The 24,129-nt window shown below is 67.5% G+C and carries 19 protein-coding genes; 3 read left to right on the forward strand and 16 right to left on the reverse strand.

Translation table 11 applies throughout. The annotated features are described in order from the left end of the window. Positions 1 to 82: 82 nt before the first annotated feature. The 10 genes from smc to JDV75_RS05525 all read right to left on the reverse strand — a co-directional run bounded on the left by smc (position 83) and on the right by JDV75_RS05525 (position 11,859). Complete coding sequence (gene smc / locus JDV75_RS05480) at positions 83 to 3,583, reverse strand: chromosome segregation protein SMC (RefSeq protein WP_198738211.1); 3,501 nt, start codon at positions 3,581 to 3,583, stop codon at positions 83 to 85. Positions 3,584 to 3,608: 25 nt separating this feature from the next. Continuing rightward, positions 3,609 to 4,115, reverse strand: coding sequence for a hypothetical protein (locus tag JDV75_RS05485; RefSeq protein ID WP_198738212.1), 507 nt, complete (start codon positions 4,113 to 4,115; stop codon positions 3,609 to 3,611). Further along, a complete protein-coding gene (locus JDV75_RS05490) occupies positions 4,112 to 4,405 on the reverse strand; it encodes an acylphosphatase (RefSeq protein WP_198738213.1) in 294 nt (97 codons plus the stop codon). Before JDV75_RS05490 ends, JDV75_RS05485 begins: the two co-directional genes overlap by 4 nt. A gap of 131 nt (positions 4,406 to 4,536) precedes the next feature. Further along, the gene (locus JDV75_RS05495) at positions 4,537 to 6,012 is read right to left on the reverse strand and encodes an alanine/glycine:cation symporter family protein (RefSeq protein WP_198738214.1); all 1,476 of its coding nucleotides are present in this window, start codon (positions 6,010 to 6,012) and stop codon (positions 4,537 to 4,539) included. A gap of 34 nt (positions 6,013 to 6,046) precedes the next feature. Beyond that, entirely contained in the window at positions 6,047 to 6,931 is an 885-nt protein-coding gene (gene mutM, locus JDV75_RS05500) for a bifunctional DNA-formamidopyrimidine glycosylase/DNA-(apurinic or apyrimidinic site) lyase (RefSeq protein ID WP_198738215.1), read from the reverse strand. Between the two features lie 9 nt (positions 6,932 to 6,940). Next, positions 6,941 to 7,741, reverse strand: coding sequence for a ribonuclease III (gene rnc / locus JDV75_RS05505; protein WP_198738216.1), 801 nt, complete (start codon positions 7,739 to 7,741; stop codon positions 6,941 to 6,943). Then, positions 7,738 to 8,274: a YceD family protein gene (locus tag JDV75_RS05510; RefSeq protein WP_198738217.1), complete on the reverse strand. Its 537-nt coding sequence runs from the start codon at positions 8,272 to 8,274 to the stop codon at positions 7,738 to 7,740. Before JDV75_RS05510 ends, rnc begins: the two co-directional genes overlap by 4 nt. Before the next feature lie 71 nt (positions 8,275 to 8,345). Next, positions 8,346 to 9,101, reverse strand: a complete 756-nt coding sequence (locus JDV75_RS05515; protein ID WP_198738218.1) for an SPFH domain-containing protein — start codon at positions 9,099 to 9,101, stop codon at positions 8,346 to 8,348. Positions 9,102 to 9,274: 173 nt separating this feature from the next. Further along, on the reverse strand, positions 9,275 to 10,618 hold the full coding sequence (gene gdhA, locus JDV75_RS05520) for an NADP-specific glutamate dehydrogenase (protein ID WP_198738219.1): 1,344 nt from the start codon (positions 10,616 to 10,618) through the stop codon (positions 9,275 to 9,277). Between the two features lie 176 nt (positions 10,619 to 10,794). Then, positions 10,795 to 11,859, reverse strand: a complete 1,065-nt coding sequence (locus tag JDV75_RS05525; RefSeq protein ID WP_198738220.1) for an esterase/lipase family protein — start codon at positions 11,857 to 11,859, stop codon at positions 10,795 to 10,797. 57 nt (positions 11,860 to 11,916) lie between these two features. On the opposite strand from JDV75_RS05525, the gene JDV75_RS05530 reads away from it, so the two are divergent. Continuing rightward, positions 11,917 to 13,089: a glycerate kinase gene (locus JDV75_RS05530; protein ID WP_198738221.1), complete on the forward strand. Its 1,173-nt coding sequence runs from the start codon at positions 11,917 to 11,919 to the stop codon at positions 13,087 to 13,089. Here the strand turns inward: JDV75_RS05530 and JDV75_RS05535 are convergent. Continuing rightward, positions 13,059 to 13,457, reverse strand: a complete 399-nt coding sequence (locus JDV75_RS05535) for a hypothetical protein (protein ID WP_198738222.1) — start codon at positions 13,455 to 13,457, stop codon at positions 13,059 to 13,061. The genes JDV75_RS05530 and JDV75_RS05535 overlap by 31 nt on opposite strands. Before the next feature lie 31 nt (positions 13,458 to 13,488). Here JDV75_RS05535 and JDV75_RS05540 point away from each other — a divergent pair, with 31 nt between their 5' ends. After that, positions 13,489 to 14,871 carry a DUF4921 family protein gene (locus tag JDV75_RS05540; RefSeq protein WP_198738223.1) on the forward strand — a complete coding sequence of 461 codons (1,383 nt, stop codon included), beginning with the start codon at positions 13,489 to 13,491 and terminating at the stop codon, positions 14,869 to 14,871. 286 nt (positions 14,872 to 15,157) lie between these two features. Next, a complete protein-coding gene (locus tag JDV75_RS05545; protein ID WP_198738224.1) occupies positions 15,158 to 16,456 on the forward strand; it encodes an amidohydrolase in 1,299 nt (432 codons plus the stop codon). 126 nt (positions 16,457 to 16,582) lie between these two features. Here the strand turns inward: JDV75_RS05545 and glgP are convergent, their stop codons facing one another. The 5 genes from glgP to trpC all read right to left on the reverse strand — a co-directional run bounded on the left by glgP (position 16,583) and on the right by trpC (position 24,129). Next, positions 16,583 to 19,159, reverse strand: coding sequence for an alpha-glucan family phosphorylase (glgP, locus tag JDV75_RS05550; protein WP_198738225.1), 2,577 nt, complete (start codon positions 19,157 to 19,159; stop codon positions 16,583 to 16,585). Between the two features lie 153 nt (positions 19,160 to 19,312). After that, entirely contained in the window at positions 19,313 to 20,737 is a 1,425-nt protein-coding gene (pyk, locus tag JDV75_RS05555) for a pyruvate kinase (RefSeq protein WP_198738226.1), read from the reverse strand. A 230-nt stretch (positions 20,738 to 20,967) separates the two neighbouring features. Next, positions 20,968 to 21,972, reverse strand: coding sequence for a prolipoprotein diacylglyceryl transferase (lgt, locus tag JDV75_RS05560; RefSeq protein WP_198738227.1), 1,005 nt, complete (start codon positions 21,970 to 21,972; stop codon positions 20,968 to 20,970). 176 nt (positions 21,973 to 22,148) lie between these two features. Then, positions 22,149 to 23,264 (reverse strand): hypothetical protein, encoded by a 1,116-nt coding sequence (locus JDV75_RS05565; protein ID WP_198738228.1) that lies wholly within the window; start codon positions 23,262 to 23,264, stop codon positions 22,149 to 22,151. A 55-nt stretch (positions 23,265 to 23,319) separates the two neighbouring features. Continuing rightward, on the reverse strand, positions 23,320 to 24,129 hold the full coding sequence (gene trpC / locus JDV75_RS05570; protein ID WP_198738229.1) for an indole-3-glycerol phosphate synthase TrpC: 810 nt from the start codon (positions 24,127 to 24,129) through the stop codon (positions 23,320 to 23,322).

Here is a 24,129-nt window from a genome sequence, read left to right on the forward strand (position 1 = left end):
TCGATTCTAGCGCCCCCGTGCTGGACGCGTGCGGGCACCATTGAAACCCATGGTCCACGGTCCTGAACAGCAGGTTTGTTGCCTAGCTGGCGGTTGATCCGGGTTCGCCGGTGTCAGCCTGCGCGCGCGTGGCGGGGGACATCCGTTGGCTGATGACACGGGTGACGCCGTCGCCGCGCATGGTCACGCCGTAGAGCACGTTGGCGACGTCCATCGTCGGTTTCTGGTGGGTGATCACGATGAGCTGGCTGGACTCGCGGAGTTCCTCGAAAAGGTTGATCAGGCGACGCAGATTCACGTCGTCGAGGGCGGCCTCGACCTCGTCCATGACGTAGAACGGACTGGGCCGCGCGCGGAAGATCGCCACGAGCATGGCGAGTGCGGTGAGCGACTTCTCCCCGCCGGAGAGCAGCGACAGTCGCTTGACGCGCTTTCCGGGCGGCCGGGCCTCGACCTCGATGCCGGTGGTGAGCATTTCGTCCGGGTCGGTGAGCACGAGCCGCCCTTCCCCGCCCGGGAACAGGGTTGAGAACACGCGGGGGAACTCGTCCTCGACGTCGCGCCAGGCGTCGGTGAACAACTGGAGGATCTTCGCGTCGACCTCCTCGATGACACTGGTGAGGTCACGGCGGGCCTGCTCGACATCGGAGAGCTGGGTGGCGAGGTACTCGTAACGTTCCTCCAGTGCCTTGAATTCCTCGAGGGCGAGCGGGTTGACCTTGCCCAGGGAGGCGAGGTCCTTCTCCGCGCGCTTGAGGCGTTTCTTCTCCGCGGCGCGGTCGAAGTCCTCGCCCGGGGTGTAGTCCGCGAGGATGACCTCCACCGTCAGACCCAGCTGCCCGGTGATCTGTTCCTCGGCCTGTTCGATGCGCACCTGTGCCTGGCTGCGGGCGATGTCGGAGGCGTGTGCCGTGTCGGTGAGTCGGTTGAGTTCCATCCGGGCGGCGTTCACCGCATCCTTGGCACGGGCGAGCCGTGTCGTGACGTCGGCCCGGGCCGTGTTGAGTTCGTCCCGCCGGGCCGCGGCCCGTGCGGTGGCGTCCGCGGTGCGGTCCGCGACCTCGCGGGCACCGCGTGCCACGGCTGCGGCGAGTTCGGCCGCCGCCCGGCGGGCGGCCATCGCCCTCTCGTGCCGGGCCTTGGCCTGCCGTTCGTGCTCGGCCTGGCGGCGCAGCGCATCGCCTTTTCCGCGCAGCTGCCCGGCGCGTTCCTCGGCGGTCCGCAGCGCGAGGCGGGCCTCGACTTCCATGGCCTTGACCTGCGCGAGCGCGGAGGTGGCCTCGTCCCGGGCGGCGGTGGAGGGCTCGTCGGGTTCATCGGTGTCCTCGACGCGGGTCAGTCGGTCGAGGGTCTCCTCGAGCTGTCCGGCGAGTTCATTGCGGCGGAGTTCGGCGGCGGTGACGCGCGAGGCCATGCGCTGGTGTTCGGCACGGGCCGCATCGTGGCTCTTTACCAAGCGCTTCGCGTCCCGGTTGAGGGTCTCGAGATCGCGGTCGTGCTCGCGGAGTGCGGCCTTCGCCGCCGCGGCATCGACCCGCGCCTCCTCCGCTGCGGTCGTTGCACCGGAGAGGGTGCCTGCGAGTTCGGAGAGTTCCGCCTCCACGGTGGTGAGTTCCCCGCGGGCGGAGTCGATCTGCGCGGTGATCTCCACGGCGGTTCCGGCACCCTGCCCGAGGGTCAGCCAACCGTGGCCGCGCAGCGTGCCGTCGCGGGTGACGGCCTTCAGCCTGGGGTCGTCGTCGATGGCCTGCAGCGCGGCGGTGTCGTCGTCGGCGAGGACGACGTCGACCAGGAGCCTCACGACGGCGGTACGCACGCCCGGGTCGAGGTCCAGGTGGTCGAGAAGCCAGGTGCATCCGGTCGGCAGATCGCTGTCGAGGCGCCAGTCCCCGCTTCCGGTGCCGGTCGTGTCGATGAGTGTGGTGCGGGGGATGTCCGCGCCGTCGAGTTCCCCGAGAACGGTGTCGTCGATGTCGCCGGCGACGGCTTCCGCCACGGGGCCGAGGGCCGCGGCGACGGCCTTCTCCGTTCCCGGTTCCGGGCGGATGAGGGTGGCGAGGGGTGCGAAGCCCTCCCCGAGGACCTCGGCTGCGTCGACGGTGGGCACGGTGGACTCGAGGGTGTCGATCCGCGAGGTCAGGGACGACACCCGGCGTTCCAGGGCGCGTTCGGCGTCGCGCAGCTGGTCGAGTCGCGCCTCGGCGGCCTGCGCCTCCGCTGACGCCCGGGTGTGTGCCTGTTCCAGTGGTTGGCGGTTGGTGGAGGAACTCTCGATCCGGGAGGCGATGGCCTCGGCCTCCGCACGGGCTGCGTCCGCACGTCCGAGGGTCTCCTCGAGTTGTTCGGTGAGCCGTTCGATGTCGGCGTCGGCGGCCTCGATCTGGCTGCGCTGGGATTCCTCGGCGGCGAGGAGCCTGACCACCCCCTCCCGCCGGTCGGCGATGGCCCGCATCTGGGCGAGGTGTTCGCGTTCGAGTTCGCGGGCGGTCTGTTCGCGGTCCTCGACCTCACCGCGGATGGACTCGAGGCGCTCGGCGGCCATCTCCACGGCCTCCTCGAGGCCGGCGAGTTCCTCGTCGGCGCGCTCCGCGCGGCGGGCGAGGTCATCGGGGTCGGGGCCGGAGTAGCTGATGTCGGAGACCTGGTTCGCGGCGCGATCGGCGGCGATGCGCACCGTCGCGGAGACACGTTCGGCCAGCGCCGACAGGGTGAACCAGAGATTCTGGGCGGCCTCGACCTCGGGAGTGATCCGGGCGAGTTCCTCCTCGAGTTCGAGTTGCCCGCCGGTGGCCTCCTCCAGTTGTTCGGTGACTTCGCGGACCCGGGCGGCGAGCAGCTCCGCCTTCGCCTCGGCGTCCTCGGCGTCGGCGCGCAGCCGCACCAGCTGATCACCGGCGAGCCGGAGCCGGGCGTCACGTAGTTCGGCCTGCACCGTAGCAGCGCGCTTCGCGGCCTCGGCCTGTCTGGCAAGTGGCTTCAGCTGACGTTTGAGTTCGCCGGTGAGGTCGGTGAGTCGGTCGAGGTTGGCCTGCATGCCGACGAGCTTGCGGTGGGCCTTCTCCTTGCGTCGCCGGTGCTTGAGCACGCCGGCCGCCTCCTCGATGAAGGCGCGCCGGTCCTCGGGCTTCGCCTCGAGGATCTGGGCGAGGCGCCCCTGCCCGACGATGACGTGCATCTCGCGGCCGATTCCGGAGTCGGACAGCAGCTCCTGGATGTCCATCAGGCGGGCTCTCGTCCCGTTGATCTCGTACTCGCTCGCACCGTCGCGGAACATCCGGCGGGTGACGGATACCTCGGAGTAATCGATGTCGAGGGCACCGTCGGCATTGTCGATGGTGAGGGTCACCTCGGCGCGGCCCAGCGGTTTGCGGTCGCCCGCACCGGCGAAGATGACGTCCTCCATCTTCCCGCCGCGCAGGGTCTTCGCCCCCTGTTCCCCCATCACCCAGGCCAGCGCGTCGACGACGTTGGATTTACCGGAGCCGTTCGGACCGACGACGGCACAGATGCCGGGTCCGAATTTCAGGGTCGTCGCAGACGCGAAGGACTTGAATCCCTTGAGCGTCAGCGATTTCAGATGCACCGGAAAATAGTAACACCGGCCCCGGTCAGCGGTTTCGGGTGAGTTCCCCCGGTTCCAGTTCGTCGAGGAGCACGATCTTCCGGTCCCCCAGATCACGGGAGAGCGGGACGTCGACGGCGGCGAAGCGCGCCTCCTCGGTACAGGGGCCGTCCGTGCCCGGAAGGGTTCCGGCGACGAGCGCGAGCCGAACCTCGTTGTCGGTCTCGTCCACGACGGGTCGGACTCCGAAACACCGCGCGGTGCCCGTCATCCCGGCGATCCGGATGGTCCGCTGATCGATGACCGCATGGTCCTCGATGCGGGCGATGTGTTCGTCGCGCATCCTGTCGGACGCCCTGTCCACCGGATACTCTGCGAGGGGCACCACACCGGTTCCCGCGTCATCGCTTTCGGCCGGGATCTCCGTCACCGGACCGGTCGCGGGTGCGGGGCCGGAAGGAGCGGTGTCCTCGGCGCGCGGTGAGCATCCGCAGAGCGCGGCTGCGGATGCCGCTACCGCGACAAGAATCAGTGCGCTGGTCGGCCCCCTCATCTTTCGGTGAATCCCGAGTCCCCTCGGGGTTCGGACCACTGGTCGATCACCTTCTCCACCCGCCCGGGACGACGGGTGGTGCTGGGCTGTTCGGCGAGCCGCCCGAGGAGAGCGACACACGCCTGCTCCTCCCCCTCCGCGACGACGAGGACGCGCCCGTCCGGATAGTTGCTCGCGGATCCGGCCAACCCCAGTTCCTTCGCCTGACAGCGGGTCCACCAGCGGAAGCCCACCCCCTGGACATGCCCGTGCACCCACGCCGTCAGCCTCGTCCGATTCCCTGCACCCATCGTTTCCGCCCTCCGTGGTCATCATCGTGGTGAATATCTGTCCTGCGAGTCACTGTACCGGGGCGCGGACACACGGAGAGGGGCACCGCCCGCTGTGCCGGACGGTGCCCCTCTGACGGAGATCGCTGCGCCTACTTCACGCGGCGGGAAACCTCGTCGTAGCGCTCGTCGCGCTCGAGAACCGCGTCGGTTCCGTCCCAGCACTCCATGTTCTCCCAGCCACGGAGACGGGGAAGATCGTCGCGGTGGAACACGGGGTTGAGGCCCTTGGCACGCTGCTCGGAGAAGTGCCTGAGCAGCGCGACGGCGACGCCACCGAGCGGGATGATGGCGATGAGGTTGGCGGTGGCCATCAGCCCGGAGAAGGTGTCCGCGAGCGACCAGACGAGCGGGACGGAGCCGAGTGCGCCGCCGAACACGCAGAGGACCACGAGGGCGCGGAAGCCGTTGAGCACGGTCTTCGACCCGGTCAGGAACTCGATGTTCGTCTCCCCGTAGTAGTAGTTGCCGATCACGGAGGAGAACGCCAGGAAGATGATGATCACGGTGAGGAAGTGGATGCCCCAGGTGCCGACGCTGTCGGCGAGAGCGTTCTGCGTGAGCTCCATGCCACCGCGGGTGTCGTCGTAGTCGGGCTTGGACAGCAGGATGATGAACGCGGTGACGGAGCAGACGACGATGGTGTCGAAGTAGACACCCAGGGTCTGGATCAGGCCCTGCTTCGCCGGGTGCGAGACCGTCGCTGTGGCAGCTGCGTTCGGCACCGAACCCATACCGGCTTCGTTGGAGAACAGGCCCCGGCGGACGCCGTTCATGATGACGGTACCGATCGCGGCACCGGTCACCGACCGGAATCCGAAGGCCTCCGCCCAGATGTTGGCGACCATTCCGGGAACCTGCCCGATGTGGATGACTACGACGATGATGCCGACGATGATGTAGGCGACCGCCATGACGGGGACAATGACCTGGGTGACCGCGCCGATGCGCTGGATCCCGCCGAAGATGACGGCCGCGGTGACCAGCGCGAGAACGGCACCGACGATGATCTTGACGAGCACCGGGTTCGACGCCTCGAAGGAAGTGGTCATCGAGTCGGCGATGGAGTTGGACTGCACGGCGTTGAACACGAACCCGTAGGTCAGGGTGATGAGCACGGCGAAGATGACCGCCAGCCAGCGCCAGCCGAGGGCCCTCGTGATGTAGTAGGCGGGGCCACCCCGGAAGGAGTCCTTGTCCCGCACCTTGTAAACCTGGGCGAGCGTCGACTCGACGAAGGAGGTCGCGCCGCCGACTACGGCGAGCATCCACATCCAGAACACCGCGCCGGGCCCGCCCATCGCTATGGCGATGGCGACGCCTGCGACGTTGCCGGTACCGACGCGGGAGGCAGCCGAGACGGTGAACGCCTTGAAGGCGGAGATGTTCTTCTCCCCCTTCTCGGAGGGTGTCCGCTCCACGATCGAGCGGAACATGTCCGGGATGAACCGGAGCTGGACCACGAGGGTGGTCCAACAGAAGTAGAGCCCCGCTCCGATGAGCAGGACGAGCACGAATTGCCAGTAGAAGTCGTTGAACTCACCGACGAAGTTCTGAAGTTGTTCCATGCGGAGAAACGTTAACCCAAAACTGGGGAAAAAGTCAGTATCTGCGTTGGCAGTTTCCACAGAAGTGGCTGGAGCGGTTCATGAAATGCTCACGCTGGATCGTGAAACCGCAGCGCACACACGCCCTTCCCGCTTGCCCGTAGACGTTGAGGGAACGGTCAAAATAACCTGAATCACCGTTCACGTTCACGTACAACGCGTCGAAGGAGGTGCCTCCCTGTGCCAGCGCGTCTCGCATCACGTCGATTCCGGCACACAACAGGTCCCCGATCCGCGCCACCGCCATGCGTGAGGCACGCTGCCGGGGATGGACCCGGGCCCGCCACAACATCTCGTCGGCGTAGATGTTGCCGATTCCGGAGACGACATCCTGCGCGAGCAGCAGTCGTTTGATCTCGGTTCCGCGTGTTTTCAGGGTACGTGCGACGGTACCGAGGTCGAGATCAGGTTCGAGCAGGTCGGGGGCGATGTGGGCGACCCGGAGCGGCACCTTCCGCGGTGTCGTACCGGGCGTGGTCGGTCGACCGCACACCAGGGGTCCGGTGCACCAGTAGCCGAAGGTCCGCTGGTCCACGAACCAGACCTCCCGCCCGTCATCGAGGACGACGTGGGCCCGCAGGTGCCTCCGGTTCGGGTCCTCCGCACCTGCGCCGGGATCCTTGACCAGCATCTGACCGCTCATTCCGAGGTGCACCAGAAGCGCGGTCTCTCCAGGTTCGAGGACCAGCCAGAGGAACTTGCCCCGCCGCTCGACGGAGGAGACGGTGCGTCCGGTGAGCGCCGCGGACACCTCCGCCGCGCCGCCGGGATTGTTCCGCGCCGCGCGCGGGTGGCACACCTCGGTCCGACTGACCCGGCAGTCGGTGACCAGGTTCGCGAGACCCGATCGGACGGTCTCCACCTCGGGTAGTTCAGGCATGAACGGTTCTCAGGGCCGCTTCCGGCCGGAGGCGGCCTCCCGGGCGATCGTCTCAGGGGAATCGGGACCGAAGTCGAGCTCGTCGCGCAGTCGCGCGTACGCGATCGCCGCTGCGTCCTGCTCGGCGGTCTTCTTGCTCGTCCCGTGCCCGGCACCGAGGTCCCGGCCCGCGACCGTGATCCGGGCGGTGAACTGGCGGTCGTGATCCGGACCTTCGGAGGTGACCGAGTACTCCGCCATCGGCAGCTTCCGCTCCGCGAGGCGTTCCTGCAGGGACGTCTTCCAGTCGTTGTGCACACCGGTGGCAGCTGCCGTCTCGATGAGGTGGGAGAACAGCCGGAGGACCACAGAGCGGGCGACCTCGAAGCCGTGCTCGAGATAGATCGCGCCCAGCAGTGCCTCGGTCGTGTCGGCGAGGATCGAGTCCTTGTCGTCTCCTCCACTGGCGCGTTCGCCCTTGCCCAGGAGGATGAATCGGCCAAGGCCGATGTCGCGGGCGACCTCGGCGAGCCCGTACCGGCTCACGACGGAGGCACGCATCTTGGAGATGTCGCTCTCCGACCTCGTCGGGTGCAGCTGGTAGAGCCTGGCCGCGACTGAGAGCCCCAGCACGGAGTCGCCGAGGAACTCAAGCCGCTCGTTGTTGGGCAGGTGCCCGTTCTCGTTGGCGAAGGACCTGTGCGTCAACGCGAGCCGCAGCAGCTCCTCCGGAAGCTCGACCCCGAAGCTGGCCAGCAGGGGCGCGTGGTCGACGGCGTCGAAGGACTTCTGGAGCGCCTCCGTGCCGGTGGAGCGTTTCCTGGCGCTCACAGGAACTTCTCCAGCCCCGCCCAGCGGGGATCCGGAAGGTTCTTCTCGTCCTCCCCCGAGACACCGTCCGGTTCCGGGGTGCGCTCGGAGTCACACTCGCCGATCCCGAAGTAGTCGCAGGTGGGTGAGAACGGCAGGTTCAGACCGACGACATCGGTCAGTGCCTGCTGGATGTCGAGTTCCGTTCCCTCGATGCGCGGCGGATTCTCCTCCGCGTCATCATCCACGGAATCACCGCTGACGAAGTCGTCGGAGGCAGCGAACACCTCATTCACGTGGAAGGAGTGCTCCACCTCCAGGGGGCGGAGGCACCGGGCGCATTCGCCGGAGAGCGGTGCGGTGACAGTGGCGTCGACGAGAACGGCGTCACCGAGGGGTGAGAGGAAGGCGTCGACGGTGACGTCGCTCCCCTCCTCGATGGCGACCAGGGGTAGACCGATCCGTAACGGACTCGGGCCGGTTTGGGTGCGCTGGGTCGGCGTGGCCGAGGAGCGCAGCAGGGCTGCGACATCAAATACAAATGGTGAGTTCATGACGTCCCACAGCCTACCCTCTGGGCGGACAACCGCCCAGATCACCGGAATCGGGAGGTCACCTCCCGGAACTACTCCTCGTAGCCGCGTGCGGAGTAGCGGGTTCCGCGTTCGGGACGCTCGGCGCGGTCGCCTCGTCCTGCCGCGCCGGCACCGCGGCGCAGCGCGGCGCGGTCCTTGGATACGCTCCGCAGCGTAGCGGAGAGCGATTCCTCGAACTCGGCGAGCTTCGTGTCGACGAAGGCGTCGCATTCGCTGCGCAGCCGGTTGGAGTCGGCGTGGGCGGAGTCGACGATCCGGTGGGCCTCCTCGTTCGCCCGGCGGACGACCTCGGAGTCGCTGACGAGGCGGTGCTGTTCCGCGAGGCCCTCGTCCACGCTGCGCTGGTAGGTCTCGTTGCCCTTGGCCACGAGCCTCTCCGCCTCGGCGTTGGCGCGGTCTACCGTCGCCTCCGCCTCGCGTCGTGCGTCATGGACGAGGCGCTCGGCCTCCTCCTCGGCGCGGGCGACGAGAAGGTTGGCGTGGTTCTCCGCGTCGGCCACCATGGCGTCGGCGTCGGTACGGGCCGTGGAGACGAGTGCTGAGGCCTCGTTCTCCGCCTCGGTGACCAGGTACTCCGCCTGCTCCTCCGCACCGCGGATGAGGTCATCCCGCTTGTCCAGGACGTCCTGGGCGTCGTCGACCTCCTGCGGCAGGGCCTCGCGGAGATCATCGAGGAGCCGGAGCATCTCCGTCCGGGGCACGAGGCAGTTCGAGGACATCGGCACGCCGTAGGCCTGCTCGACGGTGGCGTTGAGCTCGTCAAGGGATTCAAATACGCGGTACATGCCACATACGGTACCCAACAATCGGTTCTGCGGCGTGAGGACACAGTACGGGTCCTGCAGCCCGTCCACCCACGGACGTGAAACGACCCCGTCCCCGGATCCCCGCCATGACTGGCGGGCCGGTGAACGGGGTCGTCGCGGTGATCACGGGCGTGATCCCGACGGGGTCCGGACTAGATGACGCCCTGGGCGATCATCGCGTCAGCGACCTTCTTGAAGCCGGCGATGTTGGCGCCGATGACGTAGTCGCCCTCGTGGCCGTACTCGCGGGCGGTCTCGTCGCAGAGACGGAAGATGTTGCTCATGATCTCGTGCAGACGCTTGTCGGTGTACTCGAAGGTCCAGGAGTCGCGGCACGCGTTCTGCTGCATCTCCAGCGCGGAGGTGGCGACGCCACCGGCGTTGGCGGCCTTGCCGGGACCGAAGTGGACACCGCGCTCGCGGTAGACCTCGACGGCGTCCGCGGTGGAGGGCATGTTGGCACCCTCGGCGACGAACTTGCAGCCGTTGTCGGCGAGCTTCGCGGCGTGCTCGCCGTCCAGCTCGTTCTGGGTGGCGCAGGGCAGGGCCACGTCACACGGGAGATCCCAGATGGAACCGTCGGTGTGCAGGGTCGCACCCTCGACCTCGTCGACGTAGGAGGAGATGCGCTCGCGGCGGATCTCCTTGACGTCCTTCAGCTTGGCGACATCGACACCGTTGGGGGTCTCGACCCAGCCGGAGGAGTCGGAGAAGGCGATGACGGTCGCGCCGAGCTCCTGGGCCTTCTCGATGGCGTAGATGGCGACGTTTCCGGAGCCGGAGACGATGACCTTCTTGCCGTCGAAGGACTCACCGTGGGCGGCGAGCATCTCCTTGGTGAAGTAGACCAGGCCGTAGCCGGTGGCCTCGGTACGGACGAGGGAACCGCCCCAGGTCAGGCCCTTACCGGTGAGGACACCGGACTCGTGCTGGTTGGCGAGGCGGCGGTACTGACCGAAGAGGTAGCCGATCTCACGGCCGCCGACCCCGATGTCGCCGGCGGGGACGTCGCGGTACTCGCCGATGTGGCGGTGCAGCTCAGTCATGAAGGACTGGCAGAAGCGCATGATCTCGGCGTCGGACTTGCCCTTGGGGTCGAAGTCGGAGCCGCCCTTGCCGCCGCCGATGGGCAGACCGGTGAGGGAGTTCTTGAAGATCTGCTCGAAGCCGAGGAACTTGATGATGCCGACGTTGACCGACGGGTGGAACCGCAGGCCGCCCTTGTACGGGCCGAGCGCCGAGTTGAACTGGACGCGGAAGCCGCGGTTGACGCGAACCTTGCCCTGGTCATCGGTCCACGGCACACGGAAGATGAGCTGACGCTCGGGCTCGCAGAGACGCTCGATGAGGCCCTCTGCGGCGTAGTGCGGATCCTTCTCCAGGATGATCTTCAGGGAGTCGAGGACCTCGGCGACAGCCTGGTGGAACTCAGCCTCGCCGGGGTTTCGGTTGAGCACCGTGTTGTAGTACTGGGAAACCTGTTCGTCAACGTTCATGTGGCTATATTCCTTGTCTCCGCGACCCGGTTACGACAGGGGACGGGCGGTGCCGTCCCGAGACCGGTGTTCCCCTCTCCGCACAGGGGCGGGTCGGGGGCTATCCGGGACCCCGTGGGTCGCGGTGCTGCGACGGGGTTTACTCCAGTCTTGACTGGCAATACCTGTCACGCAACTCAAAATTGTGTGTCGTAGATCACTCCTTGTCGATTTATGGGCACACCCTGCAGTTTTCCGAGGTTCGTCTGCACCACGACGGGCCAGATACCCGTCCCGAGAGGTACCGGAACGCAGTATTTCTCCCCCTCCCCACCCCCGGCCTGCCAATCGACCAACAGGTATTTGACGAGAGTCACCACCGTTCGGTTGTAGGGCATCAGCATGTGCCCACCGAGGTTCTCCGGACAGAGGTCCTGCAGCACGATGTTGCGGGTCCGTCCTCCCCGGATCGGCTGGAGGTCCGACCGCCACATCATCTCGTCGAACCGCGTTGACACCGTCACGTAGGCGGGCCCCGGGACCGTCTCCGCCGTGTAGTTGAGTTCCGTCAGGAACCGCGAGCCGACGAGCAGGTCCTGCAACGCCGGGGAGAACACCGCATCCCGGAACGGCTCCGGCAGCAGCGCAACCAGATGGATCAGACCGTCCGGACCGCCGCCCCGGGTGGGTGAGGCCAGACCGATCCAGGTCGCGGTGTGTTTCCCGCCGTCGATGACGTTCGTCCAGTACCGCGCGACGGTCGCCCCCTGGGAGAATCCGATCAGCGACACCTGCCGCGCGCCGGAGGATCTGAGCGCAGCGGTGACCGTCGCATCGAGTTCGACCGCGGAATCGGCGATCGGACGCCACCCGAAACCGTCATCCGGCCCCTGCCCCCGCCCGTAGTCCAGGCCGTAGACGCACCACCCGTCATCTGCGAGCTCGGCACCGAGAAGCGAATAGTCCGCGTAGAGCGTCGAATCCGTGCCGTGGACGAGCACGACCGCCTGTTCCCGCCCCGGGGAAACCCGGCACCCCGGATCATTGACGCCCTCCGGAACGAGTGGCGGATACCCCATCGTCCGTTCCGTCACCCGGGCCCCGGAAAGGTTGGTGTTCCGCGGACCGGTGACCCCGATCCCACCGACTGAGGCACCGGGGACCCCGGCAGCCGCGGCACCCGCGCCCGCTAAACTGACGACACCGGCGAGCAGCACCGCGGCGGCTAGCCGCGGCCCGGATATCACCCAGCTGATTCCCATTCCCCCCACAGTAGCGTCCGGGACACCGGACCTATCCCCGGAGAGGCAGACAACGTCGTGACCGCACCGAACACACCTGACGGCAGCACCCCGGGACCGACCGTCGTCCTGGCACCCGATTCCTTCAAGGGCACCGCGACCGGGCCCGAGGCCGCGGAATGGATCGCCGCGGGGTTCACCGAGATCTGTCCCGACGCCGAAATCATCCTTGTCCCGATGGCCGACGGCGGCGAGGGCACCGCATCGTGTTTCAGTGGCGAGGTGTGCACGCTCCCGACGGTCACAGCCGCCGGCCGCCTCACCGAGGCCTCGTACGTCTTCGACGCCACCGGGGGCGGGTCTGGCGTGGCACAGGCGTACATCGACGTAGCCGCCGCATCCGGGCTCCCCGCGGTCGCCGACACCCCCGTACCGGGCACCGGAGACACCTTCGGGACCGGAGTGCTCATCGCGGATGCGGTCTCCCGAGGCGCGGCGCACATCGTCCTCGGGCTGGGCGGGTCCGCGACCGTGGACGGCGGAACGGGAATCCTCATCGCCCTCGGCGCGCAGCCGCTCGACGTCACGGGAAGGGCGCTTCCCCAGGGGGGTGAGCACCTCGCGGAGCTGGCGGACATCGACACGGCCCAGCTGAACGTGCGGGCCGCCGTCGTCGAGTGGACCCTCCTCGCCGACGTCACCGCGCCAGTCACGGGACCTGAGGGGGCCGCCGCGGTGTTCGGCCCGCAGAAGGGCGCGGACCCCGAACTGATCGGGCGGCTCGACGCCGGACTCCACCGTTTCTGTGACTTCGCGGACATCTACCCGGGAACCCCCGGCTACGGTGCCGCCGGAGGAGTCCCCGTGGGCCTGCACTGGCTGAGCTCCGTCGTCACCGGCGGCGCACCACGTCTCCACCTGCGCCCGGGGGCGGAGACCGTCGCCGAGGCGGTCGGACTACCCGGATTCGCCGCCGACTCCGACCTCGTGGTCACCGGCGAGGGCCGGGTCGACGGGCAGAGCTTCACCGGCAAGGTCGTGGGCACGGTCCTCGACATCGCGGGCCGCGCCGACACCCCGGCCGCTGTCGTCGCCGGGGAGATCCGGACAGAGTTACCCGACGGAGTCATCGGCATAGAGCTCGGACCACGGAGCGACGCCGATGGTCCACGCCGGACCGAGTCCCAGCTGCGGGATGCCGGGCGGCGCCTGGCGGAACGCTACCTGGAGACCTGCACCGACCAGGGATAGGTGGCGGGCCGCTCGTACAGCGCCTCCTGTTCCAGCAGCACGCGGTCCCGCGGCAGAACCGCGGGCGGCGTCAGCAGCCGGGACAGGGTCATCGCCAGCTGATTCACGGATCCGCGGACCCCATTCAGCTGAATCCGGTAGCGGCACACCGAGGCATCGGCCATCTCGAGATCCGCGTGTTCCACACGGTAGATCCTCCGGAGTTCCGATTCCAGATGCGGATCCACACGCGGGGACGCGTCGAAGACGACACTCGCGGCCTCGATGTCACCGGCCTCGACGAGCTCATCGGTCGCGCGACTGAAGCGCTCGGACAAGCCGGTGGCCTCCGTGTCGGGAACCAGGCAGTCAAAAACTATCGTGGGCATGCCGCCACACTAGCGAATATTCTGGAGAATTATGAGCCCTTATTTTCCCACCCGACAGACGCCGCTCACGACAATGGCCGACGGGACGATCAAGCAGGTCAACCCGTTCACCGGCACGGAGGTATGGACGGTCCCCGGACGCGGAAACCGACCCCTGTCAGTTCCCGCGACCGCCACGACCCCCATCGCGGAGATCGACACCGACCACCACTGTGCGTTCTGTCCCGGCAACCTGCTGCTAACTCCCCCGGAGAAGGCACGCATGGTGCGTACCGGGGGTGATCACGCGGAGCACGCCAACAGCGGTGACGACGATGAGTGGGAGATCGTCACGGGACTGCTCCCCCACCAGTTGCACGACACCACCGCGGAGTTCCGCCGGGTGCCCAATCTCTTCGAGATCGTCTCCTACGACTACTGGCGGGCGAACTACGGATTCATCATGGATTCCGCCACCTCCGCACGCATGGCCGCCTACATAGCGGACACCGAGGGACGGGAGCACGTGCGCCGCACCGTCGAGACCAGGCTCCGGGCTTCCGGTGCCCTCGGGGCCGACGAGGTCGCGGACCTGACCGAGTCCGATCTGCTGGAACGCGCCGGCGGCTTCTTCGCCGGTGGGCACGACATCATCATCGCCCGCAACCACTTCGCACCGGGAGCGACCGACACGGGCCAGCTCGCCTCCTCCGGGACCCTCACCCCGGACGAGCACGCGGCTCTGATCCGGTTCACCATCGCCGCGGCCGCCGACCTCTACCACCGCAACCGCTACACGCCGTACGTGGCCGTGTTCCAGAACTGGCTCAAACCGGCGGGCGCCTCGTTCGATCACCTGCACAAGCAACTCGTCGCGATCGACGAGCGCGGGGTGCAGGCGGACACCGAGATCGCGCAGCTGCGCGCCAACCCGAACATGTACAACGAGCTCGCGGTGGACTACGCCGCCTACCACAACCTCACCATCGCGGAGAACGACCACGCGATCTGCTTCGCCGGTATCGGGCACCGCTACCCCACGCTGGAGATCTACTCGAAGTCGGCCACACCGGAGCCCTGGCTACAGTCCAACGAGGAGGTCCGGGCGATGAGTGATCTCATCCACGCCTGCCACGCCGCGGCCGGGCCTGACGTCCCGTGCAACGAGGAGTGGCACCACAAGCCCATCGACCTAGACATGCCGATGCCGTGGCGGGTCGTCATCAAGTGGCGGGTTTCCACCCTCGCGGGATTCGAGGGCGGCACGAAAATCTACCTGAACACCATCTCTCCGCAGTCGATCAGGGACCGGATGGTGGCGGCGATGTACCGCCTGCGTGACGACGGTGCCATCGCGCCGGACCTGCGGATCGCCACCGAGTGCCGCCTGGAACGCAACAGCCTCCGGTACAACCCGTTCCTCAGCGGGCACTGATCCGGCTCCACGTCCCCCGGAGCGGGAGGAGAATTCGCCCACCGTTCACGCCGCGATCCTTGCGGAGACACCCGTCCGAGCGGTGGATCTCCACGCCCAGCGCCCGTTCTTCCGGTATATCTGGAGTATTGGGTGCCGTCGTGTATGCGGCTGGTGCCCGAAGTGACGCGGACCGGTTTCCGGACCGGCGCGGGGTACACGATCCCCGCCGGTACGGGCGCCCCACCCGTCCACTGATACGGATAAACAAACCGATACCGACAGATTTTCGATAGGAGCACTCCACATGGCGGAGAACACGGAGATAGACTTCCCCACCACCACCGCGGCCCCGACCACGGTGGCGGCGCTCCTCGAGGCCCACGGCAGTGACCTGTCCTGGCAGCGCGACTTCTACCGTGAGATGCACGCACATCCCGAACTCTCCGGGCACGAGAAGGAGACCGCCGGCCGAATCGCGGCCCAGCTGACCCGCTTCGACGCGGAGGTGACCACCCACATCGGCGGCTACGGCATCGTCGCCGTCTTCACGAACGGTGAGGGGCCGTGCGTGCTCATGCGCGCGGATTTCGACGGACTGCCCGTCAAGGAGGAGACGGGTGTCGAGTTCGCCTCGACGGACATCCACACGCAGGACAACGGCTACGTCAGCCCGGTGATGCACGCGTGCGGGCACGACATGCACACCACCGCTCTGCTGGGTGCCTGCCAGATCCTCGACGAGCACCGTGACGCGTGGCGCGGCACCTTCATCGCCCTGTTCCAGCCCGCGGAGGAGAACTCCGACGGTGCGATCGCCATGGTCAACGACGGGCTCATGGACATCATCCCCCGTCCCCAGGTCTGCCTGGGGCAGCACATAGTCCCGGGGCCCGCCGGAACCGTGATGTCGATGCCCGGTGCGGCCCTGGCAGCCTGCGACACCATCACGGTGACGATCCACGGGCGCAGCGCCCACGGTTCCATGCCCCACAACTCGATCGACCCGACCTTCATCGCGGCGATGGTCGTGGTGCGGCTCCAGGGCATCGTCGGCAGGGAGGTCTCCCCGGAGGATTTCGCCGTGATCACCGTGGGCACGCTGAGTTCCGGGCACTCGAACAACACGATTCCGGACACCGCGACCCTGGTGCTCAACTGCCGCTTCTACGACAACGACGTCAAGCACCGAGTCTACCGGGCCATCGAACGGGTGGTGCGCGCGGAGTGCGCGGCGAGTGGCTGCGAGCGGGACCCGGAGTTCGTCTACTCGGCGCACGGGGACCTCACCGACAACGATCCGGCGGTGTTCCGGCGGGTCCGGGCGACCTTCGACGCGGTGTTCGGTGAGGATTCCGTCGACGCCCGGCGGTGGACGGCATCAGAGGACTTCTGCGACATCCCGAACGCGTTCGAGGTCCCCTACCTGTTCTGGACGGTCGGGGTCACCCCCCGCGAGCAGTGGGCCGCGGCTGAGGCGGCGGGCCGGATCAGCCGGGACATCCCGACGAACCACTCCGGCACGTTCCTGCCCGACTACGCCCCCTCTGTCGACGCCTCGACCCGGGCGGCAGCGGCGGCTGTGCTGAGTTACCTGGGCCGCTGACCCGTACCGCGGGCCCGACCGGCGAACGACAACGGCGCCCCACGACCTGTTCCGGATTCACCGGAGGAAAGGTCGTGGGGCGCCGTCCGCGTGCGGCGGGTCACTCCTGCCGCACGGCGGAGCCGATCAGGGGTGGTAGGTGATGAGACCGAGTTCCGCGGGGCTGACGAGCAACGGGTGGGAGGGGATCACCCGGGCGGTGAAACCGATGTCTCCGGGACGGTCGCTGGGCAGGGTGACGGTGTAGCCGTCATCCGCGCGGGCCATGTCGAACACCTCGGGGGACTCGAGGGTGCCGACCGGTGTGCGGAGGCCCTTGACCAGTTGCACGGTCACATCATCCGGGTTCAGTCCACCCAGGTCTGCGGAGACGGTGAACGTCATCGGCTCACCGGCGAGGAGCCGGCAGTCCGACTGGGTGGAAACGCCGTTGACCCTGAGGTCGTGCAGCTGGACGGCGTTCCAGTTCCCGCGGACCCGCTCCATCCAGTCGACGAACGCCGAAGCGTCGCCGTCGTTCTCCATGATGAGCCGCGCGGAGGTGTCGGCCGGGCGGTAGTACCCCTCCGTGTAGTCGCGGACCATGCGGAAGGAGGTGACCATCGGGGACAGGGTGGTCAGCGAACGGCGCACCATCTCGAGCCAGCGGCGCGGGATGCCCTCGTCGTCGCGGTCGTAGAACAGCGGCGCGATCTCGTACTCGAGCAGGTCGTAGAGGGCCTGGGCCTCCAGATTGTCCCGGTGGTCGAGGTCCTGGGTGTGCACCGTCGGGATCGTCCAGCCGTAGCCCTCCTGCGGCATCTCGTCCCACCAGCCGTCGGAGACCGACAGGGTGAGGCAGCCGTTCATGACGGCCTTCATGCCCGATGTTCCGGAGGCCTCCTGCGGGCGGACCGGGTTATTCAGCCAGATGTCCGCGCCGGAGATCAGGTAGCCGGCTAGTCCGATGTCGTAGTCGGGCAGGAAGATGAACTTGTCCCGCAGGCCGGCGTCATCGGCGAACTGGATGACCTGCTGCATGAGTTGCTTGCCGCCCTCGTCGTGCGGGTGCGCCTTTCCGGCGATCACGAACTGGACGGGCCGCTCCGGGTTGGTCAGGATCCGGCGCAGCCGCTCCGGGTTGCGGAGCATCAGGGTGAGCCGCTTGTAGGTGGACACGCGACGTGCGAAGCCGACGGTGAGCACCTCGGGGTCGAGGACGTTGCGGGTCCAGTACAGCTGGGCCTCCTGCTGCCCACGGATCAGGCACGAGGAGTGGACCGCTTCCCTCGCCACGGCTACGAGGTCGTGGCGCAGACCGTTGCGTGCCGCCCACAGCTCATCGTCGCTCACGGCGTCCGGGTGGTCCCAGACGTCGGTGGAGGTGAGGTCGGCGTCGCCGGAGATCTTCGCGATGATCTCGGCCATCTCGGGCTTCACCCACGTCGGGAGATGGACGCCGTTTGTCACGGATCCGATCGGGACCTCGTCGCCGTGCCAGCCCGGGTAGAGGGAGGCGAACATGCCTCGGGAGACCTCACCGTGCAGCTTCGCCACGCCGTTCGCGTGCTGCGACAGGCGCAGACCGAGGTGCGCCATGTTGAACATTCCCGGGGTGGCCTCCGCGCCGAGCTCCAGCGCGCGACCGATCGGGACACCCGGGCACAGGTGACGGGAGGGATCCTGTCCCTCACCGAGGTAGCGGCGCACGAGATCGACGGAGAAACGGTCGATTCCGGCCGGGACAGGGGTGTGGGTGGTGAAGATGTTGGCGGCACGGACCTGGGCGAGGGCGGCGTCGAAGGACTGCCCCTCCTCCATGCGCTCCCGGATCCGCTCGAGACCGAGGAAACCGGCGTGTCCCTCGTTGAGGTGCGCGACACGGGGACGGGAGAGGCCACGGACGGCACAGAATGCGTTGACGGCGCGCACGCCGCCGACGCCGAGGACGAGCTCCTGCTTGATCCGGTGCTCACTGTCGCCGCCGTAGAGGCGGTCGGTGACCTCCTGCATGCCGGGCGGGTTGTCGTCGATGTTCGTGTCCAGCAGCAGCAGCGGGATCCGTCCCACGTGGGCGATCCACAGGGCGATGACGATGTCGCGCCCGTCGGGGTAGGCGACGGTCACCTTGATCTGCTCACCGTCGGCGTCAGTGACGCGCTCGATGGGCAGGTCCTCGGGGTTGTGGTACTCGTACCGTTCCTGCTGCCAGCCGTCCGCGGACAGCGACTGGGTGAAGTACCCGAAGGAATACAGCAGACCGACACCGATCAGCGGGACGCCGAGGTCGGAGGCGGACTTCATGTGGTCGCCCGCGAGAACGCCGAGTCCGCCCGAGTAGATGGGCAGCGAGGGGTGGATGCCGAATTCCATGGAGAAGTACGCCGCCACGGGGTCCGTGGAGGTCGCGGCCGCCTCGGCCGAGTGGGTCTTCTGGTACCAGAAGTTGCCGCCCAGGTAGTCGTCGAGATCCTCGACCTCAGCCTTCATCCGGTCGATGAAGTCCTTGTCGGCGGCAAGTTCCTGCAGCCGGGAATTGCTCACCCGGTGCAGCATCATCTTGGGGTTCTCCCCCAGTTCCTCCCAGAGGAGAGGATCGATGGACTCGAAGAGCTCGCGGGTGGAATCCCGCCAGGACCAGCGCAGATTCAGTGCGAGACGACGCAGGGGCAGCAGCGCCGTCGGGGTGTTGTGGGATATATGGACGTTTCCTGAAGAAATCACTTGTTCAACCTTACGTTAGCGTTCGCGTTTCCATGGGTGACCGGGGGGCGAGGGTGTACCCGGTGTGCTTTTCCACCCCTTGTGACGACGAGAACCCGGCTCGCGGTCTGCGGGCCGGGTTCTCGTTGTTGAGCAGGGATGGCTTTCGGTCGGTCAGGATCCGGAGGAGGTGTTCTCGCCGAGCAGGTGCACCTGGATCATGTTGGTGTTGCCGCGGATTCCGGGCGGGGTACCCGCGACGACGACCATCATGTCGTCGCGCTTGTACTCGGGCATCGCCAGGAGAGCCTTGTCGACCTCCCGCATCATGCCGTCGGTGTCCTCGACCTGCGGGCAGAGGAAGGTCTCGGCACCCCAGGTCAGCGCGAGCTGCGAGCGGACAGCCGGATCCGGGGTGAACACCAGCAGCGGCAGCTGCGAATGGAGCCGGGCGACCCGCTTCGCGGTGTCACCGGAGGAGGTGAACGCCACGAGGGCCTTCGCGTTGAGGCGCTCGGCGATGTCGCGGGCGGAGTAGCTGATCACGCCACGCTTGGTGCGCGGAATGTGGCTGAGCGGCGGGACGCTGCCCGCGGACTCCGCGGTCCGCACGATCCGGGCCATGGTGCGCACGGTGTTCTGCGGGTCGCGGCCGACGGAGGTCTCTCCGGAGAGCATGACGGCGTCCGCGCCGTCGAGGACGGCGTTGGCGACGTCGGAGGCTTCCGCGCGGGTCGGTCGGGAGTTCTCGATCATGGAGTCGAGCATCTGGGTGGCCACGATGACCGGCTTGGCGTTCTCGCGGGCGATCTGGATGGCGCGCTTCTGCATGAGCGGCACCTCCTCCAGCGGCACCTCGACGCCGAGGTCACCGCGGGCGACCATGATGGCGTCGAAGGCGAGGATGATCGATTCGAGCGCGTCGATGGCCTCCGGCTTCTCGAGCTTGGCGATGACCGGGACGCGGCGTCCGACCTCGTCCATCACCTCGTGCACGAGCTCGATGTCGGCCGGGGAACGGACGAAGGAGAGCGCGATGAAGTCGACGCCGAGTTTCAGCGCGAACTTGAGGTCCGCGATGTCCTTCTCGGAGAGCGCGGGGACGGAGATGTCCATGCCGGGCAGCGAGACGCCCTTGTTGTTGGACACCTCACCGCCCTCGATGACCTCGCAGACGACGTCGTTGCCGTCGACCTCGACGCACACGAGACCGACCTTGCCGTCGTCCACCAGGAGCCGGTCGCCGGGCTGGGCGTCCTTGGCCAGGTTCTTGTAGGTGGTGGACACGCGGTCGTGGGTGCCGACCACGTCGTCGACCGTGATGCGCACGGTTTCGCCGGTGGCCCACATCTGCGGACCGTCGGCGAAGCGGCCGAGACGGATCTTCGGCCCCTGCAGGTCGGCGAGGATACCGATGGCGCGCCCGGAGGCGTCGGTCGCTTCGCGTACCCACCTGTAGTTCTGTTCATGGTCTGGGTAGTCACCGTGCGAGAAGTTGAGGCGGGCGACATTCATGCCCGCGTCAACCAGGGATTCGATCCCTTCTTTGCTCGCAACGGCAGGTCCGAGGGTGCATACAATCTTGGTTCGTCTATCCACGTCCCCGACTGTAGTCCCCCGGCTCCGGAAACGCCGCCGGTCGAGGCCGGTCGGCCACCTCCGTCGCACGTCACGGGCTGTCTGTGAAGCCCGACACAGTCCTCCCGGAACCCGCACGAAACTCCCACAACCAGGCACAAACAGACACGTTCGGGCGCAAACAGTCAGGGGTGGCGGTCCGTCACGCGGTGTTCGCGATACTGCTCACACCGCTCGGCCGAGTCGAGAATTCACCGTCCCGTCGCTGGTCCGTCAGCTTCCGGCCCGGGTCCCGACACACGGGAGCCACCGCGACGGTCGCCTGTGACCGTATCTCCCGTACCGGAGACGGGGTCGACTCCCGCGGAGTCGGTTCCCTCCGTGCGGGAGCCGTCCCCCCGCGGATCGACGACCTCCGGCTCCTCCCTCTTCCCCCGGATCAGGAGCAGGAACAGGACTCCCCCGATGAACAGCAGTGTCGACGTCACCGTGTTCACCCGGAACCCGAGGATGTGGTTCGCCGGGTCAGAGCGCATGAGCTCGACCCAGAACCGTCCCGCCGCGTAGGCCGCGACGTAGAGGGCGAAGACCCGGCCGTGTCCCATCCGGAAGCGTCGGTCGGCCCAGAGCAGCAGCACGACCATCCCGAGGTTCCACAGCAGTTCGTACAGGAACGTCGGGTGCACCACCGTGAGCACCTCACCCGTGGAACGCCCGGTGAGCGGCGCGGTGGCGCCGGTCTCGTCGACCCTCCGGTAGATCTCGAGGCCCCACGGCACATCGGTGGGGCGACCGTAGAGTTCCTGGTTGAACCAGTTGCCGAGTCTGCCGATGGCCTGGGCGAGGATGATGCCCGGTGCCGCCGCATCGGCCAGCGGGGCGAAGGGCAGACCCCTGCGCCGCATCATGATCCAGACGCCGAGCGCACCGAGGGTCACGGCCCCCATGATCCCCAGGCCACCGTTGGTGACCATGAACACCTGGACCAGATCGCAGTTGGAGCAGAAGTACGAGTCGTAGTCGGTGATGACGTGGTAGAGCCTGCCTCCGATGATCCCGAGGATGACGGAGATGCCTGCGGCGTCCATGACTATCTCGGGGTTGCCGCCGCGCGCGGCGTAGCGGGCACGCGTGAGAAAGATGGCGGCGATGATGCCGGTGACGATGCACAGGGCATAGGCCCGGATGGGGAGAAAACCGAGGTGCCAGACGCCCTGGGGCGGTGAGGGGATTGTGGCGAGAAGTGTGGTGGTCACGAGATGGGAACCTGTCTGCCGGTGCGGAAACTGTGGCGACGGGGGGCACCTGCGGGTGGGTCGTGTCCCGTCGAACTGACCAGACCAGTGTGCCCTATCCCGGCCCGACCACCCAAGAAGGGAGGGGCACACCGGCACGGGTGTGCCCCTCCCTTCTTTCGGCCGTCGCCTACGGACTACTGCTCGGCGGATTCCCCACCGGGGTTCTCCGGATCCTGGATCTCCGGAGCCTGCTCCGGAATCTCCGGGGCGTCTACCTCCGGGGCCTCGATGTCCGGGTTCTCCGGGGCCTCCTCCTGGCTAGTGCCCTCCTGCTGGGCGACCAGCTTCTCGACGGTCGCATTGTTCGGTGGCGGCACCATGCGTACCGCACGGGAGGACGCGGCTCCGGATTCGAGTGCCGCGCTGATCAGCGCGTAGAAGTTGTCCTCGTTCGGGTTCTCCGCCATCTTCCCGGCGGAATCCGCCGCCGCTCGGTAGGTCTCGGCGAGCTTCGGACGGTGCCAGACCAGCGGGTCGAGGGCCCGGCGTTCCGCGGGCGTCGCGTCCTCGGGGATCTTCCAGTCATCGAAGCCGTCGGCGATCTCACCGATCGCATCGGCGATCACGCGGTAGTCGTCGGAACTGATGTCGGGTAGTTCCGTGCCCGGCAGCGGCGGGTTCTCCAGCGGGAGAATCTCGATGACCCGGGCGAATTCCTCGTTGTCCCGGATGCTCTCGCCCTGGGTGAGATTCATGAAGTCGATGTAGGCCGTCACGATCTTGTCCTCGGCGACGTCCACGTCGGGATCGAAGGCACCGCACACCGGGGCGGCGTCGAACTGCTCCCGCTGATCTCCTTCGAGTCCCTCAACGAAGGAGAAGAAGCTCTCGACACCCTCGGCACCGCCGTCCATCGCCATCGGGGGGATCTCGGCGTCGTTGGTCAGCTGCTCCTGAACGGTCATGTCAGGGGTGGTGTCGACGGCGGCGTCGATGAGCCGCGTGGCGGTCGAGTACTGCTCTGCAGCCTCACCCTCGGCATCGCCTTCTACCGCCCGCAGCTTGTCCTGCGCGGTTACCAGGTATTCGTGCGTGCCTGCCAGCAGACGCCCGTCACCCGCGTCGGTCTGGGCCGCGGCGAGACTGTAGAACGCGTTGCACAGCGCACCGATCACTGTGTCATCTTTCTGGGCGTCCGAGCTGGAGCAGCCGGTCAGGACGAGGGCCGTCGCCGACAACGTCGCGACGGAGGTACGGAGCACCGTCGAGCGCCGACGGGCGGAATTGTGGTTTTGGGGTGAGATGGTCATGCGCTCCAGTGTGACTGTCCGGGGACCGGGCGGCAACTTCAGGTGTGAATCGGGTTCACCACGCGGAAGGGCACGCCGGGTGTTGTCCAGCCGTGACCAGTGTCCGGCACATTCCCGCGGGGTCCTCCGCTGTGACGAGTTCCTCACCGATGACGACGGCGTCCGCACCGGATCCCGCGTAGCTCATCAGATCCCGCGCCGTCCGGACCCCGGACAGGGCGACCCGGATGGTGCCGCGGGGTAGACCCGGTGCGATCTCCGCGAACGCCTCCCGATTGATCGTCAGGGTCCGTAGATCCCGGGCATTGACGCCGACCACCCGCGCGCCGGCCTGAATCGCGCGCGATGCCTCTTCCGGGGTGCGGACCTCGACCATGGCGGTCATTCCGAGCGACTGGACCCGGTCGAGCAGTGATTCGAGCCGCGCCTGGTCCAGCGCACTGACCAGCAGAGGAACCATGTCGACTCCGTAGTAGCGGGCCTCGTGGATCTGGTACGGGTCGAGGATGAAGTCGCGGCACATCACCGGAACCGTGACCGCGCTGCGCACCGCTCGGACATCCTCCAGGGAGCCGTGGAAACGGCGGCGCTCCGTCTGACACCCGATCAGTCGGGCGCCACCCGCCTCGAAGGCGCAGGCCAGTTCTGCGGGTGACTCTATGAGGGCAATGGGACCACGGACCGGGTTCGCCCGTTTCAGCTCTGCGATGACGCCGCAGCCGGGCTGGGTGAGTGCTGCGATAGCGTCCCGCGGCGGTTCAACGTCGCGGGAGCGGGCCTTCATCTCCCTGAACGGCACGACGGCCTCTCGCGCGGCGACGTCCTCAACGACGCCGGCGATGATCTGATCGAAAACCGTGGTCAT

It is taken from the genome of Corynebacterium meridianum (genome assembly GCF_016342265.1).
Lineage (GTDB): Bacteria > Actinomycetota > Actinomycetes > Mycobacteriales > Mycobacteriaceae > Corynebacterium > Corynebacterium meridianum.